General features: G+C 67.1%; 24 protein-coding genes. 6 read left to right on the top strand and 18 right to left on the bottom strand.

Features of this window, described 5'->3' with window-relative positions:
- Positions 1–140: 140 nt before the first annotated feature.
- Together AC3A46_RS08265 and AC3A46_RS08260 are read left to right on the top strand one after the other, a co-directional pair.
- Positions 141–1,613, top strand: coding sequence for an O-antigen ligase family protein (locus AC3A46_RS08265; protein WP_487664720.1), 1,473 nt, complete (start codon positions 141–143; stop codon positions 1,611–1,613).
- Positions 1,610–2,956 (top strand): O-antigen ligase family protein, encoded by a 1,347-nt coding sequence (locus AC3A46_RS08260; RefSeq protein WP_487664719.1) that lies wholly within the window; start codon positions 1,610–1,612, stop codon positions 2,954–2,956. Before AC3A46_RS08265 ends, AC3A46_RS08260 begins: the two co-directional genes overlap by 4 nt.
- Before the next feature lie 41 nt (positions 2,957–2,997).
- Here AC3A46_RS08260 and AC3A46_RS08255 read toward each other — a convergent pair whose 3' ends face one another.
- The 3 genes from AC3A46_RS08255 to rfbA are packed head-to-tail and all read right to left on the bottom strand — an operon-like array spanning position 2,998 to position 6,271.
- Positions 2,998–4,404, bottom strand: coding sequence for a sugar nucleotide-binding protein (locus AC3A46_RS08255; RefSeq protein ID WP_487664718.1), 1,407 nt, complete (start codon positions 4,402–4,404; stop codon positions 2,998–3,000).
- The gene (rfbB, locus tag AC3A46_RS08250) at positions 4,404–5,402 is read right to left on the bottom strand and encodes a dTDP-glucose 4,6-dehydratase (RefSeq protein ID WP_487664717.1); all 999 of its coding nucleotides are present in this window, start codon (positions 5,400–5,402) and stop codon (positions 4,404–4,406) included. The genes AC3A46_RS08255 and rfbB overlap by 1 nt, the downstream gene beginning before the upstream one ends.
- Positions 5,402–6,271, bottom strand: coding sequence for a glucose-1-phosphate thymidylyltransferase RfbA (gene rfbA / locus AC3A46_RS08245; RefSeq protein WP_487664716.1), 870 nt, complete (start codon positions 6,269–6,271; stop codon positions 5,402–5,404). Before rfbA ends, rfbB begins: the two co-directional genes overlap by 1 nt.
- 131 nt (positions 6,272–6,402) lie before the next feature.
- Here rfbA and AC3A46_RS08240 point away from each other — a divergent pair, with 131 nt between their 5' ends.
- Entirely contained in the window at positions 6,403–7,392 is a 990-nt protein-coding gene (locus tag AC3A46_RS08240; protein ID WP_487664715.1) for a glycosyltransferase, read from the top strand.
- 31 nt (positions 7,393–7,423) lie between these two features.
- Here AC3A46_RS08240 and AC3A46_RS08235 read toward each other — a convergent pair whose 3' ends face one another.
- The gene (locus AC3A46_RS08235; RefSeq protein WP_487664714.1) at positions 7,424–8,173 is read right to left on the bottom strand and encodes an ABC transporter ATP-binding protein; all 750 of its coding nucleotides are present in this window, start codon (positions 8,171–8,173) and stop codon (positions 7,424–7,426) included.
- Positions 8,173–8,979: an ABC transporter permease gene (locus tag AC3A46_RS08230; protein ID WP_487664713.1), complete on the bottom strand. Its 807-nt coding sequence runs from the start codon at positions 8,977–8,979 to the stop codon at positions 8,173–8,175. Before AC3A46_RS08230 ends, AC3A46_RS08235 begins: the two co-directional genes overlap by 1 nt.
- A gap of 259 nt (positions 8,980–9,238) precedes the next feature.
- Here AC3A46_RS08230 and AC3A46_RS08225 point away from each other — a divergent pair, with 259 nt between their 5' ends.
- Positions 9,239–10,471, top strand: a complete 1,233-nt coding sequence (locus AC3A46_RS08225; protein ID WP_487664712.1) for an IS30 family transposase — start codon at positions 9,239–9,241, stop codon at positions 10,469–10,471.
- A gap of 88 nt (positions 10,472–10,559) precedes the next feature.
- Here the strand turns inward: AC3A46_RS08225 and AC3A46_RS08220 are convergent, their stop codons facing one another.
- The 7 genes from AC3A46_RS08220 to AC3A46_RS08190 form a co-directional block, all read right to left on the bottom strand.
- Positions 10,560–10,868: a hypothetical protein gene (locus AC3A46_RS08220; protein ID WP_487664711.1), complete on the bottom strand. Its 309-nt coding sequence runs from the start codon at positions 10,866–10,868 to the stop codon at positions 10,560–10,562.
- Positions 10,869–11,082: 214 nt separating this feature from the next.
- Positions 11,083–12,087: a Gfo/Idh/MocA family oxidoreductase gene (locus AC3A46_RS08215; RefSeq protein ID WP_487664710.1), complete on the bottom strand. Its 1,005-nt coding sequence runs from the start codon at positions 12,085–12,087 to the stop codon at positions 11,083–11,085.
- On the bottom strand, positions 12,087–13,184 hold the full coding sequence (locus AC3A46_RS08210; protein ID WP_487664709.1) for a DegT/DnrJ/EryC1/StrS family aminotransferase: 1,098 nt from the start codon (positions 13,182–13,184) through the stop codon (positions 12,087–12,089). Before AC3A46_RS08210 ends, AC3A46_RS08215 begins: the two co-directional genes overlap by 1 nt.
- Positions 13,181–13,819, bottom strand: a complete 639-nt coding sequence (locus tag AC3A46_RS08205) for an acyltransferase (RefSeq protein WP_487664708.1) — start codon at positions 13,817–13,819, stop codon at positions 13,181–13,183. The genes AC3A46_RS08210 and AC3A46_RS08205 overlap by 4 nt, the downstream gene beginning before the upstream one ends.
- Complete coding sequence (gene gmd / locus AC3A46_RS08200) at positions 13,816–14,847, bottom strand: GDP-mannose 4,6-dehydratase (RefSeq protein ID WP_045301047.1); 1,032 nt, start codon at positions 14,845–14,847, stop codon at positions 13,816–13,818. The genes AC3A46_RS08205 and gmd overlap by 4 nt, the downstream gene beginning before the upstream one ends.
- A 30-nt stretch (positions 14,848–14,877) precedes the next feature.
- Positions 14,878–16,047, bottom strand: coding sequence for a DegT/DnrJ/EryC1/StrS family aminotransferase (locus tag AC3A46_RS08195; protein WP_487664707.1), 1,170 nt, complete (start codon positions 16,045–16,047; stop codon positions 14,878–14,880).
- Positions 16,044–16,991, bottom strand: a complete 948-nt coding sequence (locus tag AC3A46_RS08190; protein ID WP_487664706.1) for a GDP-L-fucose synthase family protein — start codon at positions 16,989–16,991, stop codon at positions 16,044–16,046. Before AC3A46_RS08190 ends, AC3A46_RS08195 begins: the two co-directional genes overlap by 4 nt.
- A 243-nt stretch (positions 16,992–17,234) precedes the next feature.
- Between AC3A46_RS08190 and AC3A46_RS08185 the strand changes: the two genes are divergently transcribed.
- Positions 17,235–18,509, top strand: coding sequence for an oligosaccharide flippase family protein (locus AC3A46_RS08185; protein ID WP_487664705.1), 1,275 nt, complete (start codon positions 17,235–17,237; stop codon positions 18,507–18,509).
- A complete protein-coding gene (locus tag AC3A46_RS08180) occupies positions 18,506–19,390 on the top strand; it encodes an alpha-1,2-fucosyltransferase (protein ID WP_487664704.1) in 885 nt (294 codons plus the stop codon). Before AC3A46_RS08185 ends, AC3A46_RS08180 begins: the two co-directional genes overlap by 4 nt.
- A gap of 68 nt (positions 19,391–19,458) precedes the next feature.
- Here the strand turns inward: AC3A46_RS08180 and AC3A46_RS08175 are convergent, their stop codons facing one another.
- From AC3A46_RS08175 to AC3A46_RS08150, 6 genes are read right to left on the bottom strand one after another with little or no spacing between them, the layout of a single operon-like run.
- Positions 19,459–20,571, bottom strand: coding sequence for a UDP-N-acetylglucosamine 2-epimerase (locus AC3A46_RS08175; RefSeq protein WP_487664703.1), 1,113 nt, complete (start codon positions 20,569–20,571; stop codon positions 19,459–19,461).
- Complete coding sequence (locus AC3A46_RS08170; RefSeq protein WP_487664702.1) at positions 20,568–21,662, bottom strand: glycosyltransferase family 2 protein; 1,095 nt, start codon at positions 21,660–21,662, stop codon at positions 20,568–20,570. The genes AC3A46_RS08175 and AC3A46_RS08170 overlap by 4 nt, the downstream gene beginning before the upstream one ends.
- A complete protein-coding gene (locus tag AC3A46_RS08165) occupies positions 21,662–22,057 on the bottom strand; it encodes a DUF2304 domain-containing protein (protein ID WP_487664701.1) in 396 nt (131 codons plus the stop codon). The genes AC3A46_RS08170 and AC3A46_RS08165 overlap by 1 nt, the downstream gene beginning before the upstream one ends.
- Positions 22,054–22,791 carry a glycosyltransferase family 2 protein gene (locus tag AC3A46_RS08160; protein WP_487664700.1) on the bottom strand — a complete coding sequence of 246 codons (738 nt, stop codon included), beginning with the start codon at positions 22,789–22,791 and terminating at the stop codon, positions 22,054–22,056. The genes AC3A46_RS08165 and AC3A46_RS08160 overlap by 4 nt, the downstream gene beginning before the upstream one ends.
- Before the next feature lie 53 nt (positions 22,792–22,844).
- The gene (gene glf, locus AC3A46_RS08155; RefSeq protein WP_487664699.1) at positions 22,845–23,981 is read right to left on the bottom strand and encodes a UDP-galactopyranose mutase; all 1,137 of its coding nucleotides are present in this window, start codon (positions 23,979–23,981) and stop codon (positions 22,845–22,847) included.
- Between the two features lie 34 nt (positions 23,982–24,015).
- A complete protein-coding gene (locus tag AC3A46_RS08150; RefSeq protein WP_487664698.1) occupies positions 24,016–26,145 on the bottom strand; it encodes an acyltransferase family protein in 2,130 nt (709 codons plus the stop codon).
- Positions 26,146–26,167 lie beyond the last annotated feature (22 nt).

Below are 26,167 nucleotides of genomic sequence, written 5' to 3'. Positions count from 1 at the left end.
GAACCTGGCCCCGCCCTCCCCGTCCACCCCGCCCTCCCCCGCTCGTTGAGCGAGCGAGGTCGGATCCGACCAGGTTCGCACCCGCCCCCGCTCGTTGAGCGAGCGAAGCGAGTCGAAACGCCCGGGGTACCCTGAGAGCGATGGCCGTCCATTCGAAGCATCCGGCGTCGGCGCCGCCGGAACCGCCGGTCCGCGAGAAGACCGGCCACCTCATGCTGCGCGGCTGGTGCATCTTCGTGCTGTTCATGTCACTGTCGGGCACGGCGTGGGTGAACGCGTTCGGTCAGACGGCGGCGACGGTCATCACGATCGCCGGCGGCGTTCTCTCCGTCGTGCTGTGGATCGTGCTGCGGCCGCCCGTGCAGTGGCGGCGACTCCCCTGGTTCGTCGTCGCCTACGTCGCGTGGGCGACCCTGTCGCTGACGTGGTCGGCCTGGCCCGGAACGACCGCGCTCACCCTGCTCCTCCTGTGGATCACCACGCTGCAGGCGCTCTTCATCGGCAGCGTGCTGACCTGGCGCGAGCTCGTGCGCGCCGCCGCCTCTGCACTCAAATGGGTGATGGCGCTCTCCTTCGTGTTCGAGCTGTGGGTCTGGGTGTTCATCCGCGGGCCGATCATGCCCGGCTGGATCATCGAAAAGGCCGACGATCCGATCGAGTACTGGTCGCGCGGCAACCTGTTCGAGTGGGACAAGCGCATCCAGGGCATCATGGGCAACGCCAATCTGCTCGCCCCGGTGGCTCTGCTGGCGATCATCGTGTTCGGCATCCGTCTCGCCTCCGGCGCCCCGCGACGCACCTTCCTGTGGATCTGGATCGGGCTGTCGGCCTTCCTGTTCGTGCGCGCCGGGTCGGCCACCGCATACCTCACCGCTGCCGCGGTGGTCGTCGTGCTGGTCACGGTGCTGCTGATGAGGACGGCGACGAGACCCGGCGAGCGCACCAAGTACTACGTCGCCTACGTCGTCGTGGGCCTCGGTGGCCTGCTGGCCCTGTGGCTCGCGCGCGACGTGATCTTCTCGTCCCTGGGCCGCAGCGCCGACCTCACGGGCCGCGAGGGCATCTGGGAGGAGGTGCTGGCGCGCACCGGCGAACGCCCGTGGACCGGGTGGGGCTTCGCGACTCCCTGGGTCACGGCCGACCCGGCGTTCGACATCCGCATCATCGACCACGGGCAGCTCGTCATGCAGGCCCACAACATGTGGGTCGATGTCTCGATGCAGCTCGGCATCATCGGTGTCGTGCTGCTCGCGCTCCTCTACTTCGCGTTCGTCTGGCGCGCATGGTTCTTCGCGATCGACAGGCCGCGGTGGGACCTCCGCGCCGATCGCCCCTACTCGCCCCTGACGCTGCTGCCCACGCTGGTGGGCGCCATCCTCCTCGTCCAGGGAATGGCCGAGTCGAGCCCGCTGCTGCTGTGGGGCTGGCTCTTCCTCGCGATGCTCGGCTCGAAGATCAAGCAGTCGCCCCATGTCGGGGTGGGGCCCGCTGAGGAGACGGTCGCGATCGAGCGTGGCGAGGCCGTCGCGCGTGACGAACCCGGCGGACGCGAGCCGGGGACTGCCGCGGCCACGGCGGACCGCCGGCCCCGGGCTTCAGGGCGCGGCGCGTGACCGACTCGCCGCATGCCGCAGCGCCCGGGTGGCTGGGCACACTGCTGGCCTCGGCATCCTTCGCCCGCGCATTCACCCTCGTCGTCTTCGCCACCGTCTTCTCGGCCTACGCGATCGAGCGGATCGCGGGCCGCGTCACCTACGTCACCATCGTCACCGGGCTCTGCGTCTTCGGTCTCGCCGTGATGATCTCGCGCCGCCGCGAGCTCTCGCTGCTGCGGCTCGTGCCGACGACGGTCCTGATGTTCATCGCCTGGGCGTTCGCCAGCATCTTCTGGTCGAGCGATACCACCACCTCGTTCTGGAACTGGGTGTCGATGGCGGCGCTCGCGTTCCTCGCGGTCGTCATCGGCCACGTCCGTGACACGCTGCAGACCGTGCGCGCTCTCGGTGATGTGCTGCGCGTGCTCCTCGGCGTCTCGCTCGCGCTCGAGGTGCTCTCGGGCATCCTGCTCGATGTCCCGTTCACGTTCCTCGGCATCCAGGGCAGGATCGCCGAGCTCGGACCGGTGCAGGGGATCTTCGGCACGCGCAACCTGCTCGGGTTCGTCGCCATCATGGCGCTCATCACCTTCCTCATCGAGTACCGCACGCAGTCGGTGCCTCCCGGCGTCTCGGTGGCGTCGGTGGTCCTGGCGGGAGGCCTTGCCGCTCTGAGCGACTCCCCCACCGTCGTCGTGCTCGCCCTGGGCGTCGGACTGGCCGTCGGCGCCCTCGCCCTCGTGCGCCACACCCGCCCCGAGCGCCGCGCCGGCCTGCAGCTCGCTCTCGGCGCCCTGGTCGTGGTCGGAGTGGTCGTGGGCTACACGGCACGGCACCAGATCATCGCGCTGCTCGGCGCCGGCACCGACTTCTCGATGCGCGTCGAGCTGTGGAACTTCATGGTCGACATCCTCCGTCAGAAGCCCGTGCAGGGCTTCGGCTGGTTCGGCGCCTGGGACCGGGGCGAGTACCCCTTCAACGCCATCAACTTCTGGCTCGACAAGGATCACGCCACCGGGTTGAACGCGTACTTCGATGTGGCGCTGCAGCTCGGCTGGGTCGGGTTGGTGCTGTTCCTCGCGCTGGGGGCGCTGGCTCTGGGGCGGTCGTGGCTGGTCGCGGGCGAGCGGCGGTCGGTCGTCTACGCGTGGACGCCGTTGATGCTCGTGGCGCTCCTCGTGGACTCGATGTTCGAGAGCTTCACGCTCACAGGGCTCGGGTGGCTGATGCTCGTGCTGTGCGCGGTGCGCGCGGGCCAGTCGCGTTCGTGGCGCGAGACTCTGGACCGCGGGACGGATGCTGGGGATGGGGGTTCTGCGGAGGGGTCAGGGCTGCCGCACGCCCAGGGAGAAACCGCTTGATTCGCGAAGCCGGTCGATCGTCGGTATAAGGGAGCCAGCGGTCAGCCAGCAGATCGCCCCAGATCCGCCAGGGCTTCGGCGGCAAGGAACCCGGTCGCTCCGATCTTGCTCAGATCCAGCACGCTGTAACGCGGCCGCGGCGCGACGGGCACAGACGAGCCTGCGAAGTACTCCTCGCTGGAGACGCCGCTCACCCGCGCCGGGTCATAACCGCCCGCAGCGAACACGCGCCTGGCGACTTCAGCCCAGCTCATGGGCTCGCCGCTCCCGCTGAGGTTGTAGGTGCCGAACGAGGCCCCTGTGTCCAGGAGATGGCGGATGCCTCTTGCAAGTTCGACCGCGGGGGTGAGCCGTCCGATCTGGTCATCGACGACACGCGGATCGACGCCGCGCTCGGCGAGTGAAGCCATCGTGCGAACGAAGTTGTCGCCGTCGCCGATCACCCAGGACGTCCGGACGACGTAGTGGCGCGCGAGCGCACTCACGATTGAGTCGCCGGCCGCCTTGGTCTGACCGTAGACGCCGAGTGGGCAGACCGGGTCGTCTTCGCGGTAAGGGCGGTCGAGTGTGCCGTCGAAAACATAGTCGCTCGACACGTGTACAAGAGTGATGCCGTTGGCTGCGGCGACGCGCGCCAGATTCGCCACGCCCGTGACGTTCGCGGACCAGGCGTCGCGGCGGCCCTCCTCGGTCTCTGCGCGATCTACGGCTGTGTATGCGGCCGCGTTGATGATCGCGCCGTAGTCGCGCCATCGGCGTGCACCGACTAGCTCCGGCGCGGTGACATCGAGGTCGCTCCGGGTCGCGAACTCGACATGATTCACACCGGCGAAGGCCACCCGCAGAGCCCGACCGAGTTGGCCGTCCGCTCCAACGACGAGCACTCCTCGCGGCCGGACGGGAGTGACATCGGCCATTCTCGGGTGCTCCAAGTCCTTCGCGGAGACCTCCGCCTCCTCGAGCGGGATCGGCCAGCCGATGGCAACGGTCTCGTCCGCGAGGTTGAGGAAGGAGTATCGGGCCTCGGGCGACCAGTGGTCGTTCACGAGGTACGTGTACGCGGTGTCGGGCTCGAGCGTCTGATACGAATTGCCCACGCCACGGGGGACGAAGATCGCACGCGAAGGGTCGAGCTCAGCGGTATAGACCATGCCGAATGTGGGACCTTCCCGCAGGTCGACCCAGGCGCCGAAGATCCTCCCTGTGGCGACCGACACCCACTTGTCCCAGGGCTCGGCATGGATCCCACGCGTTGTGCCGACCGCGTCATTGAACGAGATGTTGTTCTGCACAGGACCGAAGTCCGGCAACCCAAGCGCTGTCATCTTCTCGCGCTGCCAGTTCTCCTTGAACCAGCCGCGCGAGTCGCCGTGGACGGGAAGATCGAAGACGACGAGGCCGGGAATGGTGGTCGACACGGGCGTCAGTGGCCCGCCGAATGCGATCATCACTGGCCCTTCGATGCGTAGAAGGCCTCGACACCATCCTTGGACGCGGCCCACCATGCCTCGTGGTCGCGATACCACGCGATCGTCGCCGCGAGCCCTTGCTCAAAGTTCCCATACGAGGGTGCCCAGCCGAGCTCCGTGCGCAGCTTGGTCGAGTCGATCGCGTAACGCAGGTCATGTCCAGCTCGGTCGGTGACGTGTTCGTAATCGTCGGTCGGCCGGCCCATGAGGCCGAGGATGACCTCGACGACGTCCTTATTGCTCCGCTCGCCGTCGGCACCGATGAGATACGTCTCGCCGACTACGCCGCGGTCGAGGATGGTGAGAACCGCCGACGAGTGATCGTCGGCATGGATCCAGTCGCGCACGTTCTCACCCGCGCCGTAGAGCTTCGGACGGATGCCGCGGATCACGCTCGTGATCTGCCGTGGGATGAACTTCTCGACGTGCTGGTAGGGGCCGTAGTTATTCGAGCAGTTGGAGATCGTGGCCCGGAGACCGAACGAACGCACCCATGCCCGCACCAGGAGATCGGAGCCCGCCTTGGTTGAAGAGTATGGCGAAGACGGGTTGTAGGGAGTCTGCTCCGTGAATCGCGCCGGGTCATCCAGTTCGAGATCGCCGTACACTTCGTCGGTCGAGATGTGGTGCAAGCGGCGATCGTGCTTCCTCGCCGCCTCGAGCAAAGTGTAGGTGCCGACAATGTTCGTGTCGACGAAAGGTCGGGGATCGTGCAATGAGTTGTCGTTGTGCGACTCGGCGGCATAGTGCACGACCGCGTCAACGCGCGAGAACAGATCATCAACGAGGGCCGCATCGGCGATGTCGCCGTGGACAAAGTCGAGCCGATCGGCAGGCAGCCCCTCGAGGGACGCCAGGTTGCCGGCGTATGTCAGCTTGTCCAGGACGGTGATGTGATCGTCCGTGTTCGTGAGGACATGATGGACGAAGTTGGAGCCGATGAAACCGGCACCCCCAGTGACGAGTAGTCGGCGCATCAACGTCCTCTCTCCAACAGTTCGATGAGATATGCGCCGTAGCCGGATTTCACCAGCGCCTCGGCTCGCACACGGAGCTCATCGTCCGAGAGGAACCCTTGACGCCATGCGACTTCCTCCGGCACGCCGATCTTCATCCCGGTCCGTCGCTCCATGGTGCGGACGTAGTCCGCGGCGTCGGTCATCTGATCGAAGGTACCCGTATCGAGCCACGCGGTGCCACGCGGCAGCACCTCGACCGCGAGGGCGCCGCGTTCAAGGTAGGAACGATTGACATCAGTGATCTCGTACTCGCCGCGAGCGCTCGGGCGGAGCGTGCGGGCTACGTCGATGACATCGTTGTCGTAGAAGTAGAGACCAGGGACCGCATAATTGCTCTTGGGCGCAGAGGGCTTCTCCTCCAGCGATACGGCTCGACCGTCGCTGTCGAACTCGACGACGCCGTACGCCCCGGGATCGGCCACCCAGTACGCGAACACGGCGCCGCCCTCGACATCTGCGAACCGGGCCAGTTGCGTGCCGAGTCCGGGCCCGTAGAGGAGATTGTCGCCGAGGACGAGTGCGACTTTCTCGTTGCCGATGAACTCTGCGCCGATCGTAAATGCCTGTGCGAGACCATCCGGGGAGAGTTGCTGCGCGAAGGTGAGCGAGATCCCGAATTGGGACCCGTCACCGAGCAGTCGGGCGAAATGCGCGGCGTCGTGGGGCGTCGTGATAATGAGGATGTCGCGGATGCCCGCCAGCATGAGCGTCGACAACGGGTAGTAGACCATCGGCTTGTCGTAGACCGGGATCAGCTGCTTCGACACCCCAAGGGTGATCGGGTGCAGTCGCGTGCCGGAGCCCCCAGCCAGAATGATTCCCTTCACCCGGCCATCGTTCCATAGATCGGTTGCGGCCCTGTTTCGCACACGTCTAGGGAGCGCTAGAGGTGGCAGGGTAGGCTTCTCTCCGGCCCGACGTCCCGGCGCCAGCCACCCTTTTTTCGGAGATCCTCCCCGTGACCCACGTTCCGTCCGCCGCGCAGTTCGACCCCGCCTCCGCGACCATCGCCGTCGTGACCTACAACCGGTCTGGCCTCCTGTCGCGTCTGCTGACGAGCCTCACCACGATGGACCCGAAGCCCGGACATATCGTCGTCATCGACAACGCGTCGACCGACGACACGACCGACGTGGTGGAGTCGTTCCGGGAGAGTCTCGAGCCCTCGACGCTCGTGTACCGGCGCCTGGACACCAACACCGGTGGATCGGGTGGCTTCAGCGAGGGCATGCGCGTCGCGTACGAGCTGGGCTCCGAGTGGATCTGGCTGATGGACGACGACGTCGAGGTCCTTCCCGACGGCCTCGCCAAGATGGGCAAGTGGGCTCCCCGCTTCAAGAGCATCCAGGGCCGCCGCTACGACTACGACGGCAGCGCGTTCTACTGGCAGTACCGCGTCGCAGAGCCCCTCGGCATCCCGATCCCCTTCGCTCCCGCCGAGTTCGACGAGTCTGGTTACAAGCCCATGAACTCCGGGTGTTTCGAGGGAATGTTCATCCACCGCGACATCGTGCAACAGATCGGCCTGCCCGACCCGCGGTTCTTCATCTACTGGGACGACCAGATGTACGGCTGGCTGGCGTCTCGCAAGACCCAGTCGGTGATCGTCGACGAGTTCGTGCTGCGCCGCACGCGCGAGATCAAGCAGTGGGACATGGGCATCCGCCACATGAACGCGTCGAGCAACGCGTACCGGTACTACATCATGCGCAACCGCGCGTACATCAAGAAGTACTATCGCTCGCTCGACGTCTACAACCCGTTCCTGTTCGGCCTCGGCACCAGCCTGACGTTCGGCAAGGAGCTCATCCGTCTGGTGTTCGTGGAGCGCACGCTCCGCGGCACGTCGAATCTGTTCCGCGGTCTTCGTGACGGACGCAAGATCGCGAAGGATGCCTCTTGGCAGCCGATGCCGCCGCTCGAGGCCGCCACGACTACCGGTCGTTGAGCGAGCGAGGAACGAGCGAGACGAAACGCATTCAGACGCCCGTCGGGTAGTCGGAGTTGTAGCGGTCGAGCACCTCGTTGATCGGGGCATCCATCGCCAGACGGTGCTTGTCGAGGTAGAGACCGCGCGTGCAGAAGCGGCGCAGGTCGCGCTCGCTATGGGAGACGAAGAAGAGCGTGCGCCCATCGGCGAGGAGCTCGTCGATGCGCTTGTAGCACTTCTCACGGAACGCCTTGTCACCGACCGCGAGCACCTCGTCGACGAGGAGGATGGGCTCCTCGAGCTGTGACACGACGGCGAACGCCAGGCGCACCTTCATGCCGTTGCTGAGGTGCTTGTACGGTGTGTCGACGAAGTCCTCGAGCTCGGCGAAGTCGATGATGCCATCGAAGCGGCGGGCGACTTCGGCCTTCGACATCCCGTGCAGCCCTGATGTCAGTCGTACGTTCTCTCGGACCGTGAGGTCGCCGACGAAACCGCCGGTGATCTCGATGAGCGGTGCCACCCCGCCGTTGACCGAGACAGTGCCCTCGTCCGCGAGAAGCACACCGGCGACGAGCTTGAGAAGCGTGGACTTGCCCTGGCCGTTGCGGCCGACCACGCCGATCGATTCACCTGGCCTCACGTCGAAGCTGACGTCGCGGAGAGCCCAGAACTCCCCCGGCTTCGAACGGCGCGTCGAGTCGGAGAAAAGGTCCTTGATGCTCCGCCGCCCCCGCCGGTTGCGGCGGAAGCGCACACCGAGGCCTTGCACCTCGATCGCGAGACCGGATGCCGTCATCACAACTCCTTGAGCACGGGGCGTTCGAGCCGCCGGAAGACGAGGACTCCGAGGGCGAGGAAGAGGAACGACATGACCGCGCCTATGCCGATCACCCACGGATCCCACTCATCGGCGAAGAATCCGACCCGGTAAAGGGCGAGAATACCCGACAGCGGATTGAACGCCGCGAGCGTCTCGAAGGCGCCCGGGAGGTCCTCGACGCCGTAGATCACCGGTGACGCGTAGAACAAGGCGCGCAGGATGAGCTTCGTGGTGCGCTCGAGGTCCGTCCACATCACGCAGAGCGGAGCGACGAGAAGCCCGAGCCCGACGAGCAGCACGGCCTGCAGGGCGATCGCAACGGGAATCCAGAGCAGGCCCCAGCTGAGCTGAGCGGGGTGCTCGGAGAACGCGGAGAAGACGATGAAGAGCGCGAGCACGGGCAGCGAGCACAGGAACTCGATGCCCTTGCTGAGCACGATGCGGTTCACCCAAATGGAGCGCGGGATCGCTGTGGACCTGACGAGGCGCGCGTCCTTGTTGAACGCGCGCGTGAAGTCCGATACCGATGAGTTGAACCACACCCACGGCAGCAGCGCGGTGATGAGGAAGACGATGTAGGGCTCGTGCCCGACCGTGCGCTGGAACACCTGCGTGAACACGAACCAGTAGATCGCGCTCATCACGAGCGGATCGAGGATCGACCACAGATACCCGAGGGCGCTGGTGGCGTAGCGCACCTTGAGATCGCGCGCCGACAGCAGCCACAGCGAGTGGAGGTAGCGCCGCGGCGATCCGGGGGCGCCGACGGCGGCTGTGGTCACGATGACGATCTTAGGCGGCTTCCATAGGAACATCTGAACCAGAACAACCCCCATCGGGAACAGGCGCCGTGTCCGCGCCCGCTCAGGCGGAAGCCATGTCGAGGAGGAGTCGTGTTCGGTCAGGTGCGCCGTTCGGATGAAATCTAGGCTCTCGCCCCGTTGACGACCCCATTGTCGGCGACGGTTGAAAACGAGGCCATAGCGACGGGGTGGTTTCCAGTGACCGTCGCAACGAGGACCACTCGAAAGGTGTTCTCGTATGTCTACTCGTCGTGTTCCGAAAGGGCCGGGCCGTCGGCCAATGACGGACAAGCGTCGGCAGTTCTTGGAGTTGCTTGCGCAGGGCTGGTCAGTGCGTGGCGCGTGCAGAGAGCTCGGGATCGGCCGGTCGTCCGGCAACAACTGGAAGAACGGGTCGATGGTTCGTCAGAAGGATGGCACCGTCAAGTTCGTGCCACCGCTCGAGCCGCTCGCCGTCCGCACGATCTCGCCAAGGTTCCTGTCCGAGGACGAGCGGGTCCAGATAGCCGATCTCGCAAGCCGAGGCTTGGGGCCGACCGCGATCGGGCAGGCGATGGGGCGGGCGCCGTCGACGATCAGTCGTGAGCTGCGCCGCAACTTGCATCCGTCCGGGCAGTATCGCCCGTTCCACGCGCACTCCGCTGCCGCAACCCGACGACGCCGTACTCGGTCCCTCAAGCTGAGTTCCGATCCCGGGCTGCGCTCGTTCGTGCTCGACAGGCTGAGGGAGCGGTGGAGCCCGCAGCAGATTGCCAGGGCGCTGCGGCGCGCACATCCGGACGATCCGACGCAGAGGGTGGCAACGGAGACGATCTATCAGGCTGTCTACCGGCCCGCGTCCGGCATCATCCGCAAGCCGGCGCCATCACCGCTGCGAACCGGACGCGATCATCGTCGTGGTCAAAGCCGCCAGGTCCGCACACGGCGGCGATTCGCTCAGCCCATGCTCTCCGTCCACGATCGCGGTTTCGAGCCGACCGACAGACCAGTCGCCGGGCATTGGGAGGGGGACCTCATCGTTGGTCCTCACAACCGCTCCGCGATCGGCACCCTCGTCGAACGGCAGACCCGGTACGTGAAGCTTCTGCACCTTCCGGCGCACAACTCGACCGAGCTGCTCGGCGCACTCGTCAGCACCCTCAACGAGCTGCCTCCATCACTGCGGCAGACCGTGACGTGGGATCAGGGCACCGAGATGGCCCGGCACCTCGAGATCACCGAGGCGAAAGGGACGAAGATCTACTTCTGCGACTCGGCCAGTCCGTGGCAGCGAGGGTCGAACGAGAACACGAACGGGCTCCTCCGGCAGTACTTCCCGAAGTCGACCAACCTTGCCGTACACAGCCGACGCGACCTCGCGCGGGTCGAAGACGAACTCAACCGCCGACCTCGAATGCCCCTCGGCGATCAAACCCCAGCGGAGCTCTTCGCGGCCCTGCTAACCTCCCAAAATCCCCCCTCGTTGCGATGACCGCTGGAATACAAGACGTCGCAATGGCCTGCTTTTCGAGCGTCGTCGACACCCATAGCGTTCGCGTGTCTATCCAAGTCGCCTCGTACTACAGCGACGGACCAGTCTCGATCTCGATCTCGATCTCGATCTCGATTGCGATCGCCTTCGCCGCAACGACATGCGTGACCGATCCCGGACGTCGTGGAGCAAGGCGACTCGCCCATCTCGCCAAGCTGCACGCGTCTGACGCTCTCAACGGCATCCCGCGAGACACCACGGTGTTCGGCGGCACGAGCTTCCCGGTCGGCGTGCTCTGGTCGTTCCGGCGGGAACGCACCTTCTCTCTCCGACCCAGCCGGTGCAAGTGCTGATGATCCCGCCGATGGCCGTAGTCGGCGATGGTGATCGCCGTCACGGACTGCATTGTCGGCTGGATCCTCACCGATCCGGCCCTGTCGTTCATCCGCTACGCATCTTCATCGGAGCCTGCACGCGTTTTACTGGAACCACGTCTGCGGGGCACTCGGCTTCGCCCGCGTTCGAATTCAGCGTCGGCGCCGCCGCCCCAGTGATCGAGATCACTGTGAGCGTCGCGGTCGCCGCGGCTCCGCGTTGCGGCAGCCCCCGCGTCAGCCGGTCGTGGGATGAAGTAGGACCTGTGCACCGTTCTCGCGCGCCGATGCGAGCATCGCTTCAACTACCTCCAGCACATGCACCGCCTCGTCCATCGTCGACAGTTCCGTGTCGGCTCCGTGGACGGCAGCGACGAACGCTTCGAGCTCGGCACGCAGAGGCTCCTTCTTGGGGAAGGCGAACCGGGTCACGTCGCCCTCGGAGACCCCCCTGAAGACGGACGCGGACTCCCACTCGAGCGCGGCGGTGCCATTGGCGTGGAGGGTCAGGTCACCCGCGGCCGTGTCGGCGATGTAGGTTCCACGCTCCCCCGTGACCACGGTGAGGCGTTCCTTCATCGGACTCAGCCAGTTCACCAGGTGATTGACGATGACCCCGTTGTCGAGCCGACCCGTCACGGCGATCATGTCTTCGAACGATCGACCGCTCTTGAAGGCAGTGTGAGCCGAGACGCTCCGGTACTCCGATCGCGCGACCCACGAGGTCAGGTCGACATCGTGGGTGCCGAGGTCCTTCGCGACGCCGACGTCGCCGATCCGCGCGGGGAAGGTACTCTGCCGTCGGGTCGCGATCTGATAGACGGCGCCGATCTCGCCGGCGTCCAGGCGGAGGCGCAGCTGCTGCAGGGCCGGGTTGAAGCGCTCCACGTGTCCTACCGCCCCCACCAGTCCGGCGGCGCGGAAGCGGGCGCTCATCTCGCGGCCCAGACCACTGTCGTCGGCGATCGGCTTCTCGACCAGGGCGTGCACACCCGCGTCGGCGAGGGCGAACGCGGCAGCGGCGTGGAACCGCGTCGGGATCGCGACGACCGCGATGTCGATCCGCTCGCGGATCAGGGCTTCCGTGTCCGCGAGGATCGGCAGACCGCCGGCGACACGATGCGGGTCGCCGCCCGGATCCGCGACGGCGACGAGATCGACCCCGTTGAGATCGCGCAGGATGCGGGCGTGGTGGCGGCCCATCATCCCGACGCCGATGAGGCCGGCACGCAGGTTGGCCATCAGCTTCCCGCCGCTGCCAGTGTGTTGACCGCGTGGACGATCCGGTCGAGGTCATCCTGCGTAAGGGAAGGGTGAACCGGCAGCGAGAGCACCTCGTGCGCCGCCCGCTCCGTCTCCGGCAGTTCGAGGCCCGGGGCGAAGGGCGCCAGCGACGGCAGCCGATGGTTGGGAATGGGGTAGTAGACGCCACTGCCGACGCTGTACTCCTCCTTGAGCGCGCGCACCAGGCCGTCGCGATCCTCGGGTACCCGGATCGTGTACTGGTGATAGACGTGAGTGGCGTCTGCGGCTACGTGTGGCACGACGACTCCGCGCAGGTGCGCGTCGAGGAAGGCGGCGTTCGCGCGCCGCGCGGCCGTCCACGCGTCGACCTTGGTCAGCTGGACGCGGCCGATCGCCGCGTGGATGTCGGTCATCCGCGCGTTGAAACCGATCACCTCGTTCTCGTACTGCCGCTCCATGCCCTGATTGCGCAGCAGGCGCACACGCCGCGCAGTCTCGGCATCGGCCAGGACGACCATCCCGCCCTCACCGCTCGTCATGTTCTTCGTGGGGTAGAGCGAGAACATCGCCATCGCGCCGAAGGTTCCGACCGGACGCTGCCCGATGGCGGCGCCGTGCGCCTGCGCCGCGTCCTCGTAGAGTTCGACACCGCGGCGCGTCGCAAGAGCCGAGAGCTCGTCCATGCGCGCCGGGTGGCCATACAGATGCACCGGGAGGATGCCCCGGGTGCGGTATGTGATCGCAGCCTCCACGGCGGCGGGGTCGAGCGTGAACGTCTCGGGCTCGATGTCCGCGAAGACGGGTGTGGCTCCCGTGAGCGCCACGGAGTTCGCCGTCGCAGCGAAAGTGAACGAGGGAACGATCACCTCGTCGCCGGGTCCGACGCCGGCCGCCAGCAGGCCGAGGTGGAGGCCGGCGGTGCCCGAGTTCACGGCGACGGTCGGACGACCGTCGACGAAGTGGGCGGAGAACTCCGACTCGAAGGAGGCCACCTCCGGGCCTTGAGCAACCATGCCGCTCAGGAGGACGCGATCGACGGCTGCGCGCTCCTCCTCGCCGATGATCGGTCTTGCTGCGGGGATGAAGTCAGTCACTCGTCCTCCAATGAGAGCACGCCCTCGGTCTCGGTGTAGTGGCGGCCGGTGCGGGGGCAGGTCCATCGGCCGGGTGCGTCCTCGGTGAGCGGCACACCGGCTTCGCCGACCCAGCCGATCCGCCGGGCGGGCACGCCGGCGACCAGTGCGAACGCCGGGACGTCGCGCACCACGACGGCTCCGGCCGCCACGGTGGCCCAGCGGCCGATCGTGACCGGTGCGACGCAGACGGCGCGCGCGCCGATGGAGGCACCCGTCTCGATCGTCACACCCACGGCCTCCCAGTCGTCGGCTCCCTTGAGGGTTCCGTCGGGTCCGATCGCGCGAGGGTGGGTGTCGTTGGTGAGCACGACCGCCGGGCCGATGAACACGCCGTCACCGAGGGTCGCCGGCTCGTAGACCAGCGCGTAGTTCTGAACCTTGCAGTTGTCGCCCATACGCACGCCCGTGCCGACGTACGCGCCCCTGCCGATGATGCAGTTGCGCCCGAGGTGCGCGCCCTCGCGAAGCTGCGCGAGGTGCCAGATGGAGGATCCGTCGCCGATCACGGCGTCGGCGGCGACGTCGGCGGACTCCGCCACCCGGTAGGCGGCGTGCGCATCACCCGCCGCGCGCGCGTTCGGATCCGCGTTCACGCGCGCCATTCCACGGTGTCCAGCGCGTGGCCGCGGCCACTCGCCAGCGCGGCCAGGTCGTGATCGACCATGATCTCCGCCAGACGAGGGGCGGTGACCTCCGGACGCCAGCCCAGGTCCCTTTCGGCCAGTCCGTAGTCGCCGATGAGCGCGTCGACCTCGGTCGGACGCAGGTAGCGCTCGTCGAATCGGACGTACTTCTCCCAATCCAGACCGACGCGAGAGAACGAGAACTGCAGGAAGTCGCGCACGGTGTAGGCCGTGTTGGTGGCCACCACGTAGTCCTGCGGTGTGTCGTGCTGCAGCATCCGCCACATGGCCTCGACGTACTCGGGCGCATAGCCCCAGTCGCGCACGGAATCGAGGTTCCCCATGAAGAGCTCACTCTGCTCGCCTGCAGCGATCCGCGCGACGGCCCGGGTGATCTTGCGAGTGACGAACGTCTCACCCCGACGCGGCGACTCGTGGTTGAAGAGGATGCCGTTGACCGCGAACAGGTCGAACGCCTCGCGGTAGTTCTTCGTGATCCAGTAGGAGTACACCTTCGCAGCACCGTAGGGCGATCGGGGGTAGAACGGCGTGGACTCGTTCTGCGGCGGCGGCGTCGCGCCGAACATCTCGGAGCTGCTCGCCTGATAGAAGCGGCAGTCGATGCCGGCGACGCGGACGGCTTCGAGCAGACGGACGCTGCCGAGTCCGGTGGTGTCGGCGGTGTACTCCGGCTCGTCGAAGCTCACCCGCACGTGCGACTGCGCTGCGAGGTTGTACACCTCGTGCGGCTGAATCGCACTCAGCAGCGTCACCAGCCGAGACCCGTCGGTGAGGTCGCCATAGTGCAGGGTGAGGCGGTGACCGGGACTGTGCGGGTCTTCGAACAGGTGGTCGATGCGAACGGTGTTGAAAGTCGAGGCCCGGCGGATGAGGCCGTGCACCTCGTAGCCCTTCGAGAGGAGGAGCTCGGCAAGGTAGCTGCCGTCCTGGCCGGTGATCCCGGTGATGAGCGCGCGTCGGGGAGCCGTATCGGTCATGCGGAGGTATGCCCTATCTGTCTCTCGGCGTCAGACGCCGTCGATCGCGGTGGCGAGCAGTTCGAGCTCGCCCGGGATCGGGTAGTGATGGTTGCCGACGAAGAGCCCGTCGACATGGATGCGGTCGGCCGCGGGAAGCGACTCGGGCACCTCTGCCCGCAGGTGACTCATCACGGGGTTGCGGGCGAAGTTGCCGGCGACGATCGGACGCGACTCGATGCCCGCTTCGCCGAGGGCCTTCACGACATCTGCGCGACGACCCGAAAGGCGTCCTTCGAGGATGAACGAGAAGCCGAACCAGCTGCTCGCGCCGTTCTCGCGCTGGATCCGGACGTCGGAGCGGCCACCGAAGATCTCGGCGAACCGCGCGGCGTTGGCACGCCGACCGGCGACGAGCTCCGGCAGCTTCGCGAGCTGGTGCCGGCCCAGGGCGCCGGACATCTCCAGCGGTCGCACGTTGTATCCGGGGAGGACGAACCGGAAGAGGTCGTCGAAGAGATCCCCGGTCTTGGGGTGGATGAGGTTCTCCGCAGGCAGTTCTCGCGTCCATCCGTGTGCCCGGAGCGAGACCGCCGCCTGGTAGGTGTACTCGTCGTCGGTCGTGACGAGCCCGCCCTCCATGGTGGAGATGTGGTGCGAGAAGAACGAGCTGTAGGTGCCGGCGAGGCCGAAGGTGCCGGCGCTGCGCCCGTCGAGCGTCGCTCCGAGGGACTCGCAGTTGTCCTCCAACAGGATCAGTCCGTTGTCGGAGGCGAGGTCGGACAGTCTCACCAGGTCCGCGGGATTGCCCAGCAGGTTGACGGCGAGAATCGCCTTCGTCGTGGGAGTGATCGCCGCAGCGACCAGCTCAGGATCCATGTTCAGCGTGTCGAGGTCGACGTCGACGAATCGCAGCGTGAGCCCGAGCTGATGCACGGGATAGTACGTCGTCGCCCAGGAGACCGCGGGGACGATGATCTCGTCGCCCGGGTTCAGGTCCACGCCGGGGTTGACGACCGCCGCCGCGAGCGCGATGAGGTTCGCGCTGCTGCCGGAATTGACCATGACGGCGTGCTTCGCCCCGAGCGCGGCGGCGAACTCCTCCTCGAAGGCCCGCACCTGCGGTCCCATCGTGAAGCGACCGCTCGCGATGACGTCCTGCAGCGCCCCGTACTCGGCGTCGTCCCACGTGGTCGTGGCCAGCGGGTAACGGATACTCACGTCAGTGAACCTTCCTTTGCAGTCTCCAGCGTTCGCAGGTAGGCCTCGTAGGACCGTCGCATGCCTTCGCGAAGCGTCGTCGACGCGGCCCAGCCGAAATCTGCGGCGAGCGATGAATCCATGAGCTTCTGCCTCATGCCGGCAGGCTTGGAGGGATCGGTGACGAGGTCGCACTTGTAGCCGACCGCGGCGAGCGCCGCTTCGTAGTAGTCGAGAACGCTGTGGTCGTCGCCCTGACCGACGTTCATGAGCGTCGGCCACTCGTGCATGCTGTCGAGGTGCCCGACGATCCAGTCGGCGAGGTCGCCGACATAGGTGAACTCGCGGCGCGCGGTCCCGTCGCCCCACACGTCGATCGCTGCGGCGCTCTCCTCCTTGGCGCGATGCGCCTTCGCGATCGTCGCGGCGACGAGGTGACCGCGGTCGAGGGAGAAGTCGTCGTTCGGGCCGTAGAGGTTCGAGGGGATGATCACGCGGTAGTCGTGCCCGAACTGCTGCGCGACGTACTCGCAGAATCTCGCCGAGGCGATCTTCGAAAGTGCGTAGCCCTCGTTGGTCGGTTCCAAGGGGGCGGCGAGCACGTCTGTCTCGACGAGCGGCTGGCGGTAGTCCTTCGGATACATGCATGAGCTGCCGAAGTAGAGGAATCGCGTGACGCCGGCGTCCAGCGAGGCCGACAGCAGGTTCGTATCGATCCGGAGGTTATCCATCAAGAAGCCCGCCGGGTCGGCGACGTTCGCGGCGATGCCTCCGACTTTCGCGGCAGCGTGGATGACGAGATCGGGTTGCCGGTCGGCGATGAGCTCGCGGACCGCCGTCTGGTCGCGCAGATCGGCATCAGCGCGAGTGACCGGAACGAGCTCGTCGTTTCGACCGCTCGCTTCCCACGCCTGCCCGATCGCTCTGGCGAGCATGCCGTTGCCGCCGGTCAGAAGTACACGCATCAGCTTCCCTACTCGATCCTGGCGCGACAGAACACCTCGCATCGAGAGTCGAGCCGCGTCCGAGTGTAGTTGATGCATGTCGCCCCTGCCGCGCGCGGTGGACGCAGGCGGGTTGATAGTCTGGCATGTCGGGCCCCCACTTCGTGCGTCCCGGACGGGGGGACGATCGGGTCGCGATCCCCCGTCGGCACCACTCGCCCGCGGCGCGTGTCGACGCGCAAACCCCATACGAAACGAGGGCACATGAGCCGCGCCAACCGCGAGCTGCGTGGACACATCCGCTCCCACGCCCGCGGCCTCTCCGCGGTGGCGATGGCCAGCGTGCTCGGGGTCATCGCCGCGTTCGTCTTCCAGATCGTCAGTGCCCGATACCTGGCACCCGCAGAGTTCGGCCTGCTCGCCGCCTTCCTCAACATCATCAGCGTCGCTGCTGTGGGCAGTTCCTCGCTGCAGAACATCGTCACGGTGCAGACCGCGGCCGCGCTCGCCGACGCGCCGGCGCAGCCTGCCGATCCCGATCGGCCGTCCCGCGGACGCAAGGTGCCGTGGGAGGCGATCATCATGGGCGGGGTCGGTGGCGCCGCCCTAGCGGCGCTCTCGCCTCTGATCGCCGGTGCGCTCGACACGACTGCGGTGGTCGTCCTCGCGGCCGCAGCGTGCATCCCGCTCAGCTTCATATTCGCCGACGCCCTGGGGCTGCTCCAGGGTTCCGGCGATGTCGCACGAGCGGTGTGGTGGTCGACGATCTCCCTGGTCAGCCGCATCCTCCTGCTTGTCCTGGCGATCGCGCTCGGGTTCGGAATCGGCGGTGTCATCGGTTCGGTGGTCGTCGCCACCGGCCTGTCGGTCGTCGGCGCGGTCTGGTCGGCGCGGCGGGTCGCGCGCCCTTCGGGCGGCGCCTTCACCGTCGACGGTCTGACGATCGTCCTGTTGACGGTCGCGTTTGCCTGGCTCACCGCGTCGGACGTGATCTTCCTGAGAGCGGGAGCCGAGGAGTCCGTCGCCGGCTCCTACGCGGCCGTCGCCGTGCTGGTGAAGGCGGGCTTCCTCGTCCCATCGACACTGTCGCTCTACCTCCTTCCGCGGTTTGTTCGCGCTCGCGACAATCCCCGGCTCGCACGGATCGGGGTCCTGGCCACGCTCGGCCTTTCGATCGCGACGAGCCTGGCCATGGTGCTGTTGTTCCTGATCGCCGGGCCGTGGATCATCCACCTGCTCTACGGCACGGCCTACGCCGGCGCGTCCGCCCTGCTCGTGCCCGTCGCCCTGGCGTATACGCCATGGATGGCGGCGCAGGGAATGCTCATCAAGATGACCTCGACCACATCGAGAGGAGCTGCGGCCGTCCTGATCGGCGCCGTCCTCGTGCAGTGGGTCGCGTTCCAACTCGTCGTCCCGGACATCACCGCCATGCTCGGCTGGTTCGCCGGAATCGGGGTCGTCACGCTCGGCGCTTTCCTGCTCCTGGACGGAATCCGATCGCGGCGTCTGGCCGCAGCAGAAGGGATGACCTCATGACAGTTCGCGACGGAGTGTGCGCCTACGTGATGGGCGGGCTCGGAAACCAGCTCTTTATCCTTGCGGCCGCGTGGGAGCAGTCTCGCCGCCTGAACGTGCCGCTGTATCTCGACAGGTCCCACTTCACCGTCGGCGGCACTTTCGCGTACGGACTCGATGCCGTGCCGAATCCGGGCCATGTCCTCTCGCCCACCGAAAGTCCGTGGCGCTCCGTCCGCATCAACCGCGAGCGCGTCCTCCCGCTTCCGCGGCGCCCGTGGGGGCGCGTCTACCTCGAACGCGACGGCGACGCCTACTCGCCGGCGATCAACGGCATCCGCCCCGGAACGACGCTCGTCGGCTACTTCCAGTCGCCGCGGTACTTCCCCACGATCCGTGACGAGCTCGCCTCGGCAATGCTGAAGACCGAGGAGACCGCGGAGGAGACGGCACGCATCGAGTCCATGCTCGCCGCACCGGCGATCACCCTTCATCTGCGCCGCGGAGATTATCTCGCCGTCTCGGCCGACCGTCAGTTCATCGCGTCGGTCGACTATGCGGTCAGGGGCGTGCGTCACCTCCGGTCGATTGGGCTCCATCACCCTGTGCGGGTGTTCTCAGACTCCGTCGACCTCGTGAAGGATGAGCTTCGGGGCGTGGAGGGCGACTTCGAGTTCGTCGAGGACGATGGCGTGCTCGGCACCTGGGCGACGCTCAAGGCCATGTCCGCAGGTCGCGCGATGATCATGAGCAATTCCAGCTTCAGCTGGTGGGCTGCCGAGCTCATGCGCCGCCGCGTCGGCGACGCTGTTCCCGTGGTGGCCCCGCGACCCTGGACCCAGACGGGCACCGCCAAGGCGGACCTGCTCGGTCCTGACTGGATCACCCTCGACGCGCGCTGAGCGCTACCATGCTGGCGCGACGCGGTGTCGGACCTGCATCGCACGCTTTGCGTCATCGCGGCCTTGTGTCAGTCGGCGCTGCGTCGCCGTGAGCCGTCCTCGACGGGCACCGCGAGACCGCGCGCGCGAAGATCGGCGACGATGATGTCGGATGGGGATGCCCCCGCCTCGACGTCGGTGTGACGGTAGCTCTCGTACGAGCGGAGGAAGTCGGCCACGACGCGCTGGTCCCAGCCGGAGAGGACGGCGCTCGTGCCGAAACCTTCCCGTCCTTCGGTGACGACGCGGTGGATCAGCGTCGGCACGCCGAGCGCGGCCGTCTCCTGCTGGATGCCGCCGGAATCAGTGACGATGAACCGCGCCGATTTCATCAGCGCGACGAACTGCCCGTGCTCGAGCTTGGTCATGATGGAGAAGTTGGTGAGGCCGAGCTCCTGGATGCTCTGCTCGATCGCGCCCCGCGAGTACTGGTCCACGATGAGCCGCAGCGGGATCGGCGTGTTCGCGTCCAGGGTCTTGAGGGTCTCGCGGACGAGAGCCGGGTTGGAGATGAACTCGTAGCGATGCAGCAGCACCAGCCCGAACTTATCCTCGCTGGGCAGGGCATCGACGGCCGCCGCGGCGTCGCGCACAGCGTCCTTCGCGGTGTTGCCGTGCGTCACCACCACGTTCGGGCGGCCGGAGAGGTTGTCGGCCGCCTCCTGCGAGGGCACGTAGTGGATGTCAGCGAATCGGCCGACGATGCGACGGTCCAGCTCCTCGGGGAACGGGTGCCGCCAGTTACCCGATCGCAGTCCGGCCTCGACATGGGCGACGGGCACGCGGAGGCGGCGTCCGATGAAGGTGCCGAGGACCGTCGTCATCGTGTCGCCGTGCACCACGACGACCGAGCCCGGCGGCAGCTGGCGGCGGATGGAACGCAGATTGCGGGCAGCCCACATGACGACGTCGAACGCCCATCCGACCATCTGAACCGGCGATTTGAGGGGTTTGCCGCGCCAGCCGTTCGCGATGACGCGATCGGGGGGCGTCAGGCCGAGCTCGGGAATGGCCTTCCGCAGCGCCTCCGTGTGCTGCTGGGTGATCCAGTGCTGATAGGGCACGCCCTCGGCTTCGAGACGACGAGCGACGGGAGCGATCTTGATCGCTTCCGCGGTGGTTCCGTAAATGAAGACGATCATCGTCCCTCCGTTCTCGGCGCGACGGCCTGACTGGACTTGCGGGAGCCGGTGAACGACTTCCGGTGGATGAAGATGCCCCGCACGAGGCCGAGCCAGAAGGGGATGACGAACAGCGGCAAACAGCAGACATAGGCGAGTATCGCCCTTCCGCGGCACCGGTTGACGGCGGCGAGCACCGCCGGCAGCAGTGCGAGCAGCAGCGCAGCCAGGCAGAGCCCCCAGGCGGCAGCCGCCCATCCGGAGGCGAACAATGCGACCAGCGTCGCGAGCAGGAGCAGCGGAAGCACCGCGAGCAGGATGAGGATGATCGATCGCGCCACCGTTGTGCCTGCATAGCTGTCGACGAACAGCGTTCCTCGGTCCAGCGTGTGGGTGACGAAGCCACGGGTGGTGGTGCGCGGCCGATAGGTGGCGCTGAAGGCGGGATCGAGTCGGATGGATCGAGTCGAGGCGATGCGGCGGAGCACCTTGGTGTCGTCGGAGACGAGCTTCGTGTCGCCCTCGGGCCATGCGAACTGGAACGCGTCCACCAGGACGTCCTTGCGCGCCAGGAACATCGTGGTGCCCTTGGGCGCCTGGTCGAAGTTCTGGTCAGTGAGGTCGAAGACCCGCGGGTGCCGCAGGTACCTCCCCCAGAAGACGTGCGTCGGCACCTCCCAGAACAGCCCGACCAGTGGTGCATGCGGGTCCGTCACGACCGCGGCGTTCCACGCAACGAGCGTCGGGTCATCAGCGATGCGTCCGAGCACATGGCTCAGGGAGTCCGGGTGAATCAGCACCCGTGAGTCCAGCAGGAGGACGAGGTCTGCGGCCGCGCGCCGGATGCCTTCCCAGCGCGCGAGGAAGCGGCCGCGATTGTCCTGGCTGACGACCTGGACCGATCCGGGGAACGACGCACCCGCCTGAGCGACGACATCCGGGGTTCCGTCCGTCGAGCCGTCGTCGACCACGATCACCTCGGTCCGGGCGCCGGAGGCCACGATCGCGTCGGCGAGCACCGCGAGGGTCGAGGGGAGCCACGGCGCAGAGTTGTACGAGGGGATGACGACGCTGAGCATCGGCTTCGGCCCCTCGGTGTCCAAGGGTTCCATCAGTCTTCGACTGTCTCCTGATCGACGGTCGGCTCCTCACGCACGCCGGCGCTCTCGAGCTCGAGCACGCGGAGCTCCAACAGGGCGGTGCGTTCCGCGAGCACGCGCGTCTCAGCCTCGAGGTCCGTGAGCTCTGCGCTGTGCTGGATGGAGACGAGGACGAGGATCGCGATGCTCACGAAGAAGACCAGGTTCGTCGGGAGGACCACTCCGACGATCCCCGCCGCCCACCCGAGCAGATCAGGGAAGATGCCGACGACGAGGGCGAGAATCGCCGCCAGCAGCCACCACACGGCGTGTCGCTCGCGCAGCCGCCTGCGTCGCAGGAGCTCGAGCACGACGATCAGCGTGACGAGGGCCGCTGCGATGCCGAGGAGGTAACTCGTCGCCGTCATGCCGTCACCTGCTTGCTGAAGTCGGCCGGGGCCGGTCGGAGGTACGCGAACCCGAGCGCGAAGAAAGCGCGTCCGAGATACACGGCGGCCTTGAAGGGGTTGTGGGACGGGCGGCCGCCCGCCCGCGGCCGCATCGCCACCGGAACCTGCGTGATGCGGCAACCTGCGCGAGCCGCGATGACCAGTGCCTCGATCGTGTCGCCGAGGTACTCGGCGGGGTAGTTCTCGGCGAAGAGGGCAACCGCACGTGGTCCGGCGGCCTTGAAGCCCGACGTCGTGTCGGTGAGCGTGGTCTTCGCGGTGCGACTCAGCACGCCTGCGATCACGCGCATCGCCAGACGGCGCACCCCGTGCGCCCGGTACTCGCCGACGCCCGCGAAGCGCGCTCCGATCACGATGTCGAACTCGTCGAGCTTGGCGAGCAGCTCGGGAACGGCGGCCGGATCGTGTTGGCCGTCCGCATCGATCTGGATGACGACGTCATAGCCGTTCTCGACGGCGAACTTGTAGCCAAGGCGCATGGCGCCGCCGACGCCGAGATTGAAAGGAAGGCTCAGAACGTCGGCACCCGCCGCCCGCGCCACTTCCACTGTGCGGTCTTTGGATCCGTCGTTGACCACGACGCAGCGGACCTGGGGCAGCGTCGTGCGCACTTCCCGCACGACATCGCCGATCGCCTCTTCCTCGTTGAACGCCGGGAGCACGATGAGCACACGGGATTCAGCAGACGACATGCTGTCGATTCTAGCCAGCGCCTCCTGAGCACCCACGGGGAAGCCGCCGACGCTCACGCGAGCTGGTTGTTCCACATCGACAGCGCCGAACCGATCGCCATGTGCATATCCAGGTACTGGTAGGTACCGAGGCGGCCCCCGAACAGCACATCCTGCTCGCCCTTGGCCAGCTCGCGGTACGCGAGCAGACCGTCACGGTCCTCCGGCGTGTTCACGGGGTAATACGGCTCGTCGTCGCGGGATGCGAACCGGGAGAACTCGCGCATGATGACGGTCTTGTCCGTCGGGTAGCGGTCCGCGCGCTCCGGGTGGAAGTGCTTGAACTCGTGGATCCGCGTGTACGGCACGTCGGCGTCCGCGTAGTTCATCACTGAGGTGCCCTGGAAGTCGCCCACCTCGAGCACCTCCTGCTCGAGGTCGATCGTGCGCCAGCTGAGCGCGCCCTCGGAGTAGTCGAAGTAGCGGTCGACTGGACCGGTGTAGACGATGGGCAGCTGACCGACGGTCGCTTTCTTGTTGAGCGGCTGCGAATCGTCGAAGTAGTCCGTGCCCAGCTTCACCTCGATGTTCGGGTGGTCCGCCATCCGCTCGAGCCACGCGGTGTAGCCATCGACGGGAAGCCCCTCCCACGTGTCATTGAAGTAACGGTTGTCGTAGTTGTAGCGCACCGGCAGTCGGCTGATCACCTCGGCGGGGAGTTCCTTGGGGTCCGTCTGCCACTGCTTGCCCGTGTAGTCGCGGATGAAGGCCTCGTAGAGCGGGCGGCCGATCAGCGCGATGCCCTTTTCCTCGAGATTCGCGGCCTCCTTCGCGTCGAACTCGCCGGCCAATTCGTGCACCAGCGCGCGAGCCTGATCCGGCGTGTACGCCGCCTGGAAGAACTGGTTGATGGTGCCGAGGTTGATGGGCAGCGGATAGACGACGTTCTTGTGGTTCGTGTATACGCGGTGCACGTAGTCGGTGAACTTCGTGAATCGGTTGACGTACTCCCACACCGTGGGGTTGGACGTGTGGAAGAGGTGCGCGCCGTAGCGGTGGACCTCGATTCCGGTCGTCGGCTCGTCCTCGCTGTAAGCGTTGCCGCCGATGTGCGGCCGGCGGTCGATCACTACCACCTTGCGCCCCGCAGCAGCGGCCCGCTCGGCGATGGTCAGGCCGAAGAAGCCGGATCCGACGATGAGAATGTCCATGGTTTCGATGCTTTCGTTCGTTTGCGGCCGGGGCTCACCCCTCAGCCGCCGCCAATTCCTCGGAGACGACGCGTTCCAGCTGGGGTGTGAGCATGCGGACGTACCGAAGGTTGAGATGGTCTGCGTCGTAGTACACCGGCTCGCCACCGACGACCGCGTAGCAGAGGGATTCGTCGCAGAAGCTGTCGGTGAAGTCCACTACCTGCACGTCGGGGCGGTTCAGCTGCGCGGCCGCGAGCACGAGCGGGTCGGGGGGCTGGGCGTCGGACCGCGGTCGCGCACAGTCGATCGGGTTCTCGGCGGCGAGCGCGACGCATTCCGCACTGCGCACCTCGCTGTTGAGCGGGGCGTCGGCGATCGCCATGACCTGCGCCCCGGCGTCCGCCCATCGCTGCCAGTCGCGCGTCAGCCCTTCCACGAACTGGTCCACGGCGGGGCGGCCCGACTCGTCGTCGACGAGCTGGAGCCGTGCGGCCATCGAGGTCAGGACGAGGTCGGGCTGCGCCTCCACGATCGTGCGGCTCAGCTCGCGACTCCAGGCTCGGCAGTCCGCCGCCTCGACGGGCGCCGCGACGCCGCGGAAGCCGACGAACGCGACGTCCGCCGCCGGGCATCCGCCGAACAGGCTGACGGTGACGTTCCAGCCCTGGTCGCGGGCGATCTGGAAGACCGCGCCCTGCCATTGCTCGGCGTGCGAGTCGCCGACGAGCCAGACGCGCTTCGCGTCGGGGTCCCCACCGGCGAAGTCGCACACGCGCGTCGTCGAGCGGTCGCCGATTGCGAGCTCTTCAGCCTCCTTGCATTCATCCGGCGACATGAACGGCGAGTTGCGCACGGTCATGATGGGCGACACGGTCAGACCGAACGCGTCCGGACACGCACCGGGGTCCTGCATCGCAGCCGGACCCGCGCACGGGCCGGTCGGCAGCGGACCGAACTGCGAGTCCGCCGCAGTGCGGACAGCGGAGCCTGCCCACAGCGCGCCCGCTACGAGGAAGACGACGAGCATGCCCGCGCCCATCCCGATGACGGATCGACCGACCGAGCCCGACCACACCGGCGCCGAGCGCGCGGGGTCCTCTACCAGCTTCTTGGTCGCGGCGGCGAGGGCGACTGCCACGACCAAGATGCCGACCTTCGCTGCGGTCCCGAGCTCGGTCCGCAGCGCGAAGGGCGCGATGACTATCAACGGCCAGTGCCAGAGATACAGCGAGTAGGAGATGTCTCCGATCCACTGCACCGGTCGACTGGACGTCAGCGGGGCGTGCCACGTGTGCGAGATCCGGGTGCCGCAGAGAATGATCGCGGCCGTTCCGAGCACCGGAAGGAGCGCGGCGGCGCCGGGGAACGGTGTGTCGGGCCCGAAGGAGAGCGCGGCAACCAAAATCGCAGCCAGACCGGCGATGCTGAGCGCCCCCGAGACGAGCCGCCCCGGGATCATGCGATGCGCGACCAGGGCGATGAGGCCGCCGATCCCGAACTCCCATGCCCGCGTGAAGGTCGCGAAGTACGCCTGCTGGGGGGCGCCGAACGTGTACGCCACGCTGGCGGCGAACGACAGAAGCGTGACCAGCGCCAGCACCGAGACCGCGCGTCGCCGTGGCGCATTCGAGTCGCCGCGAACCCGGGCAAAGAGCCACAGCCCACCCGTAAGGAGCACTGGCCACAGCAGGTAGAACTGCTCCTCGACCGAGAGCGACCAGTAGTGCTGTGCAACGCTCGCGGCGTCGTTCAGCGCCGAGTAGTTCACGGAGAGCGTGGCGAGTAGCCAGTTCTCGACGTAGGCCGCGCTGGCCGTCAGCTCGGCCGCATTCCGCCCCCATTGGGGGTAAGGCAGGAACTGCGCCACCAGTGCCGCGGAGACGACGAGCACCAGCAGCGCCGCCGGCAGGAGACGCCGGATCCGGCGGGCGTAGAAGGCACCGAGGCGCACGCTGCCGGTCGCCGCCAACTCGCCGTAAAGGTGCCCGGTGATGAGGAACCCCGAGATCACGAAGAACACGTCCACGCCGACGTAGCCGCCCGGAAGCCGATTCGGCCAGAGGTGATTGATGACGACGAGCGCGATCGCCAGAGCGCGAAGGGCCTGGATGTCGGGACGGAACCGACGGGTCCGGCTGGGTTGCCGCTGCGGCGTCGTGGCGAGGGCGAGAGGTGCGGTCATGTTAAGGGTGAAAGCGGTGCGT

The sequence above is a fragment of the Microbacterium sp. Soil_C_42 genome (genome assembly GCF_057656735.1).
This window is presented reverse-complemented; position numbering and strand designations above follow the sequence as displayed.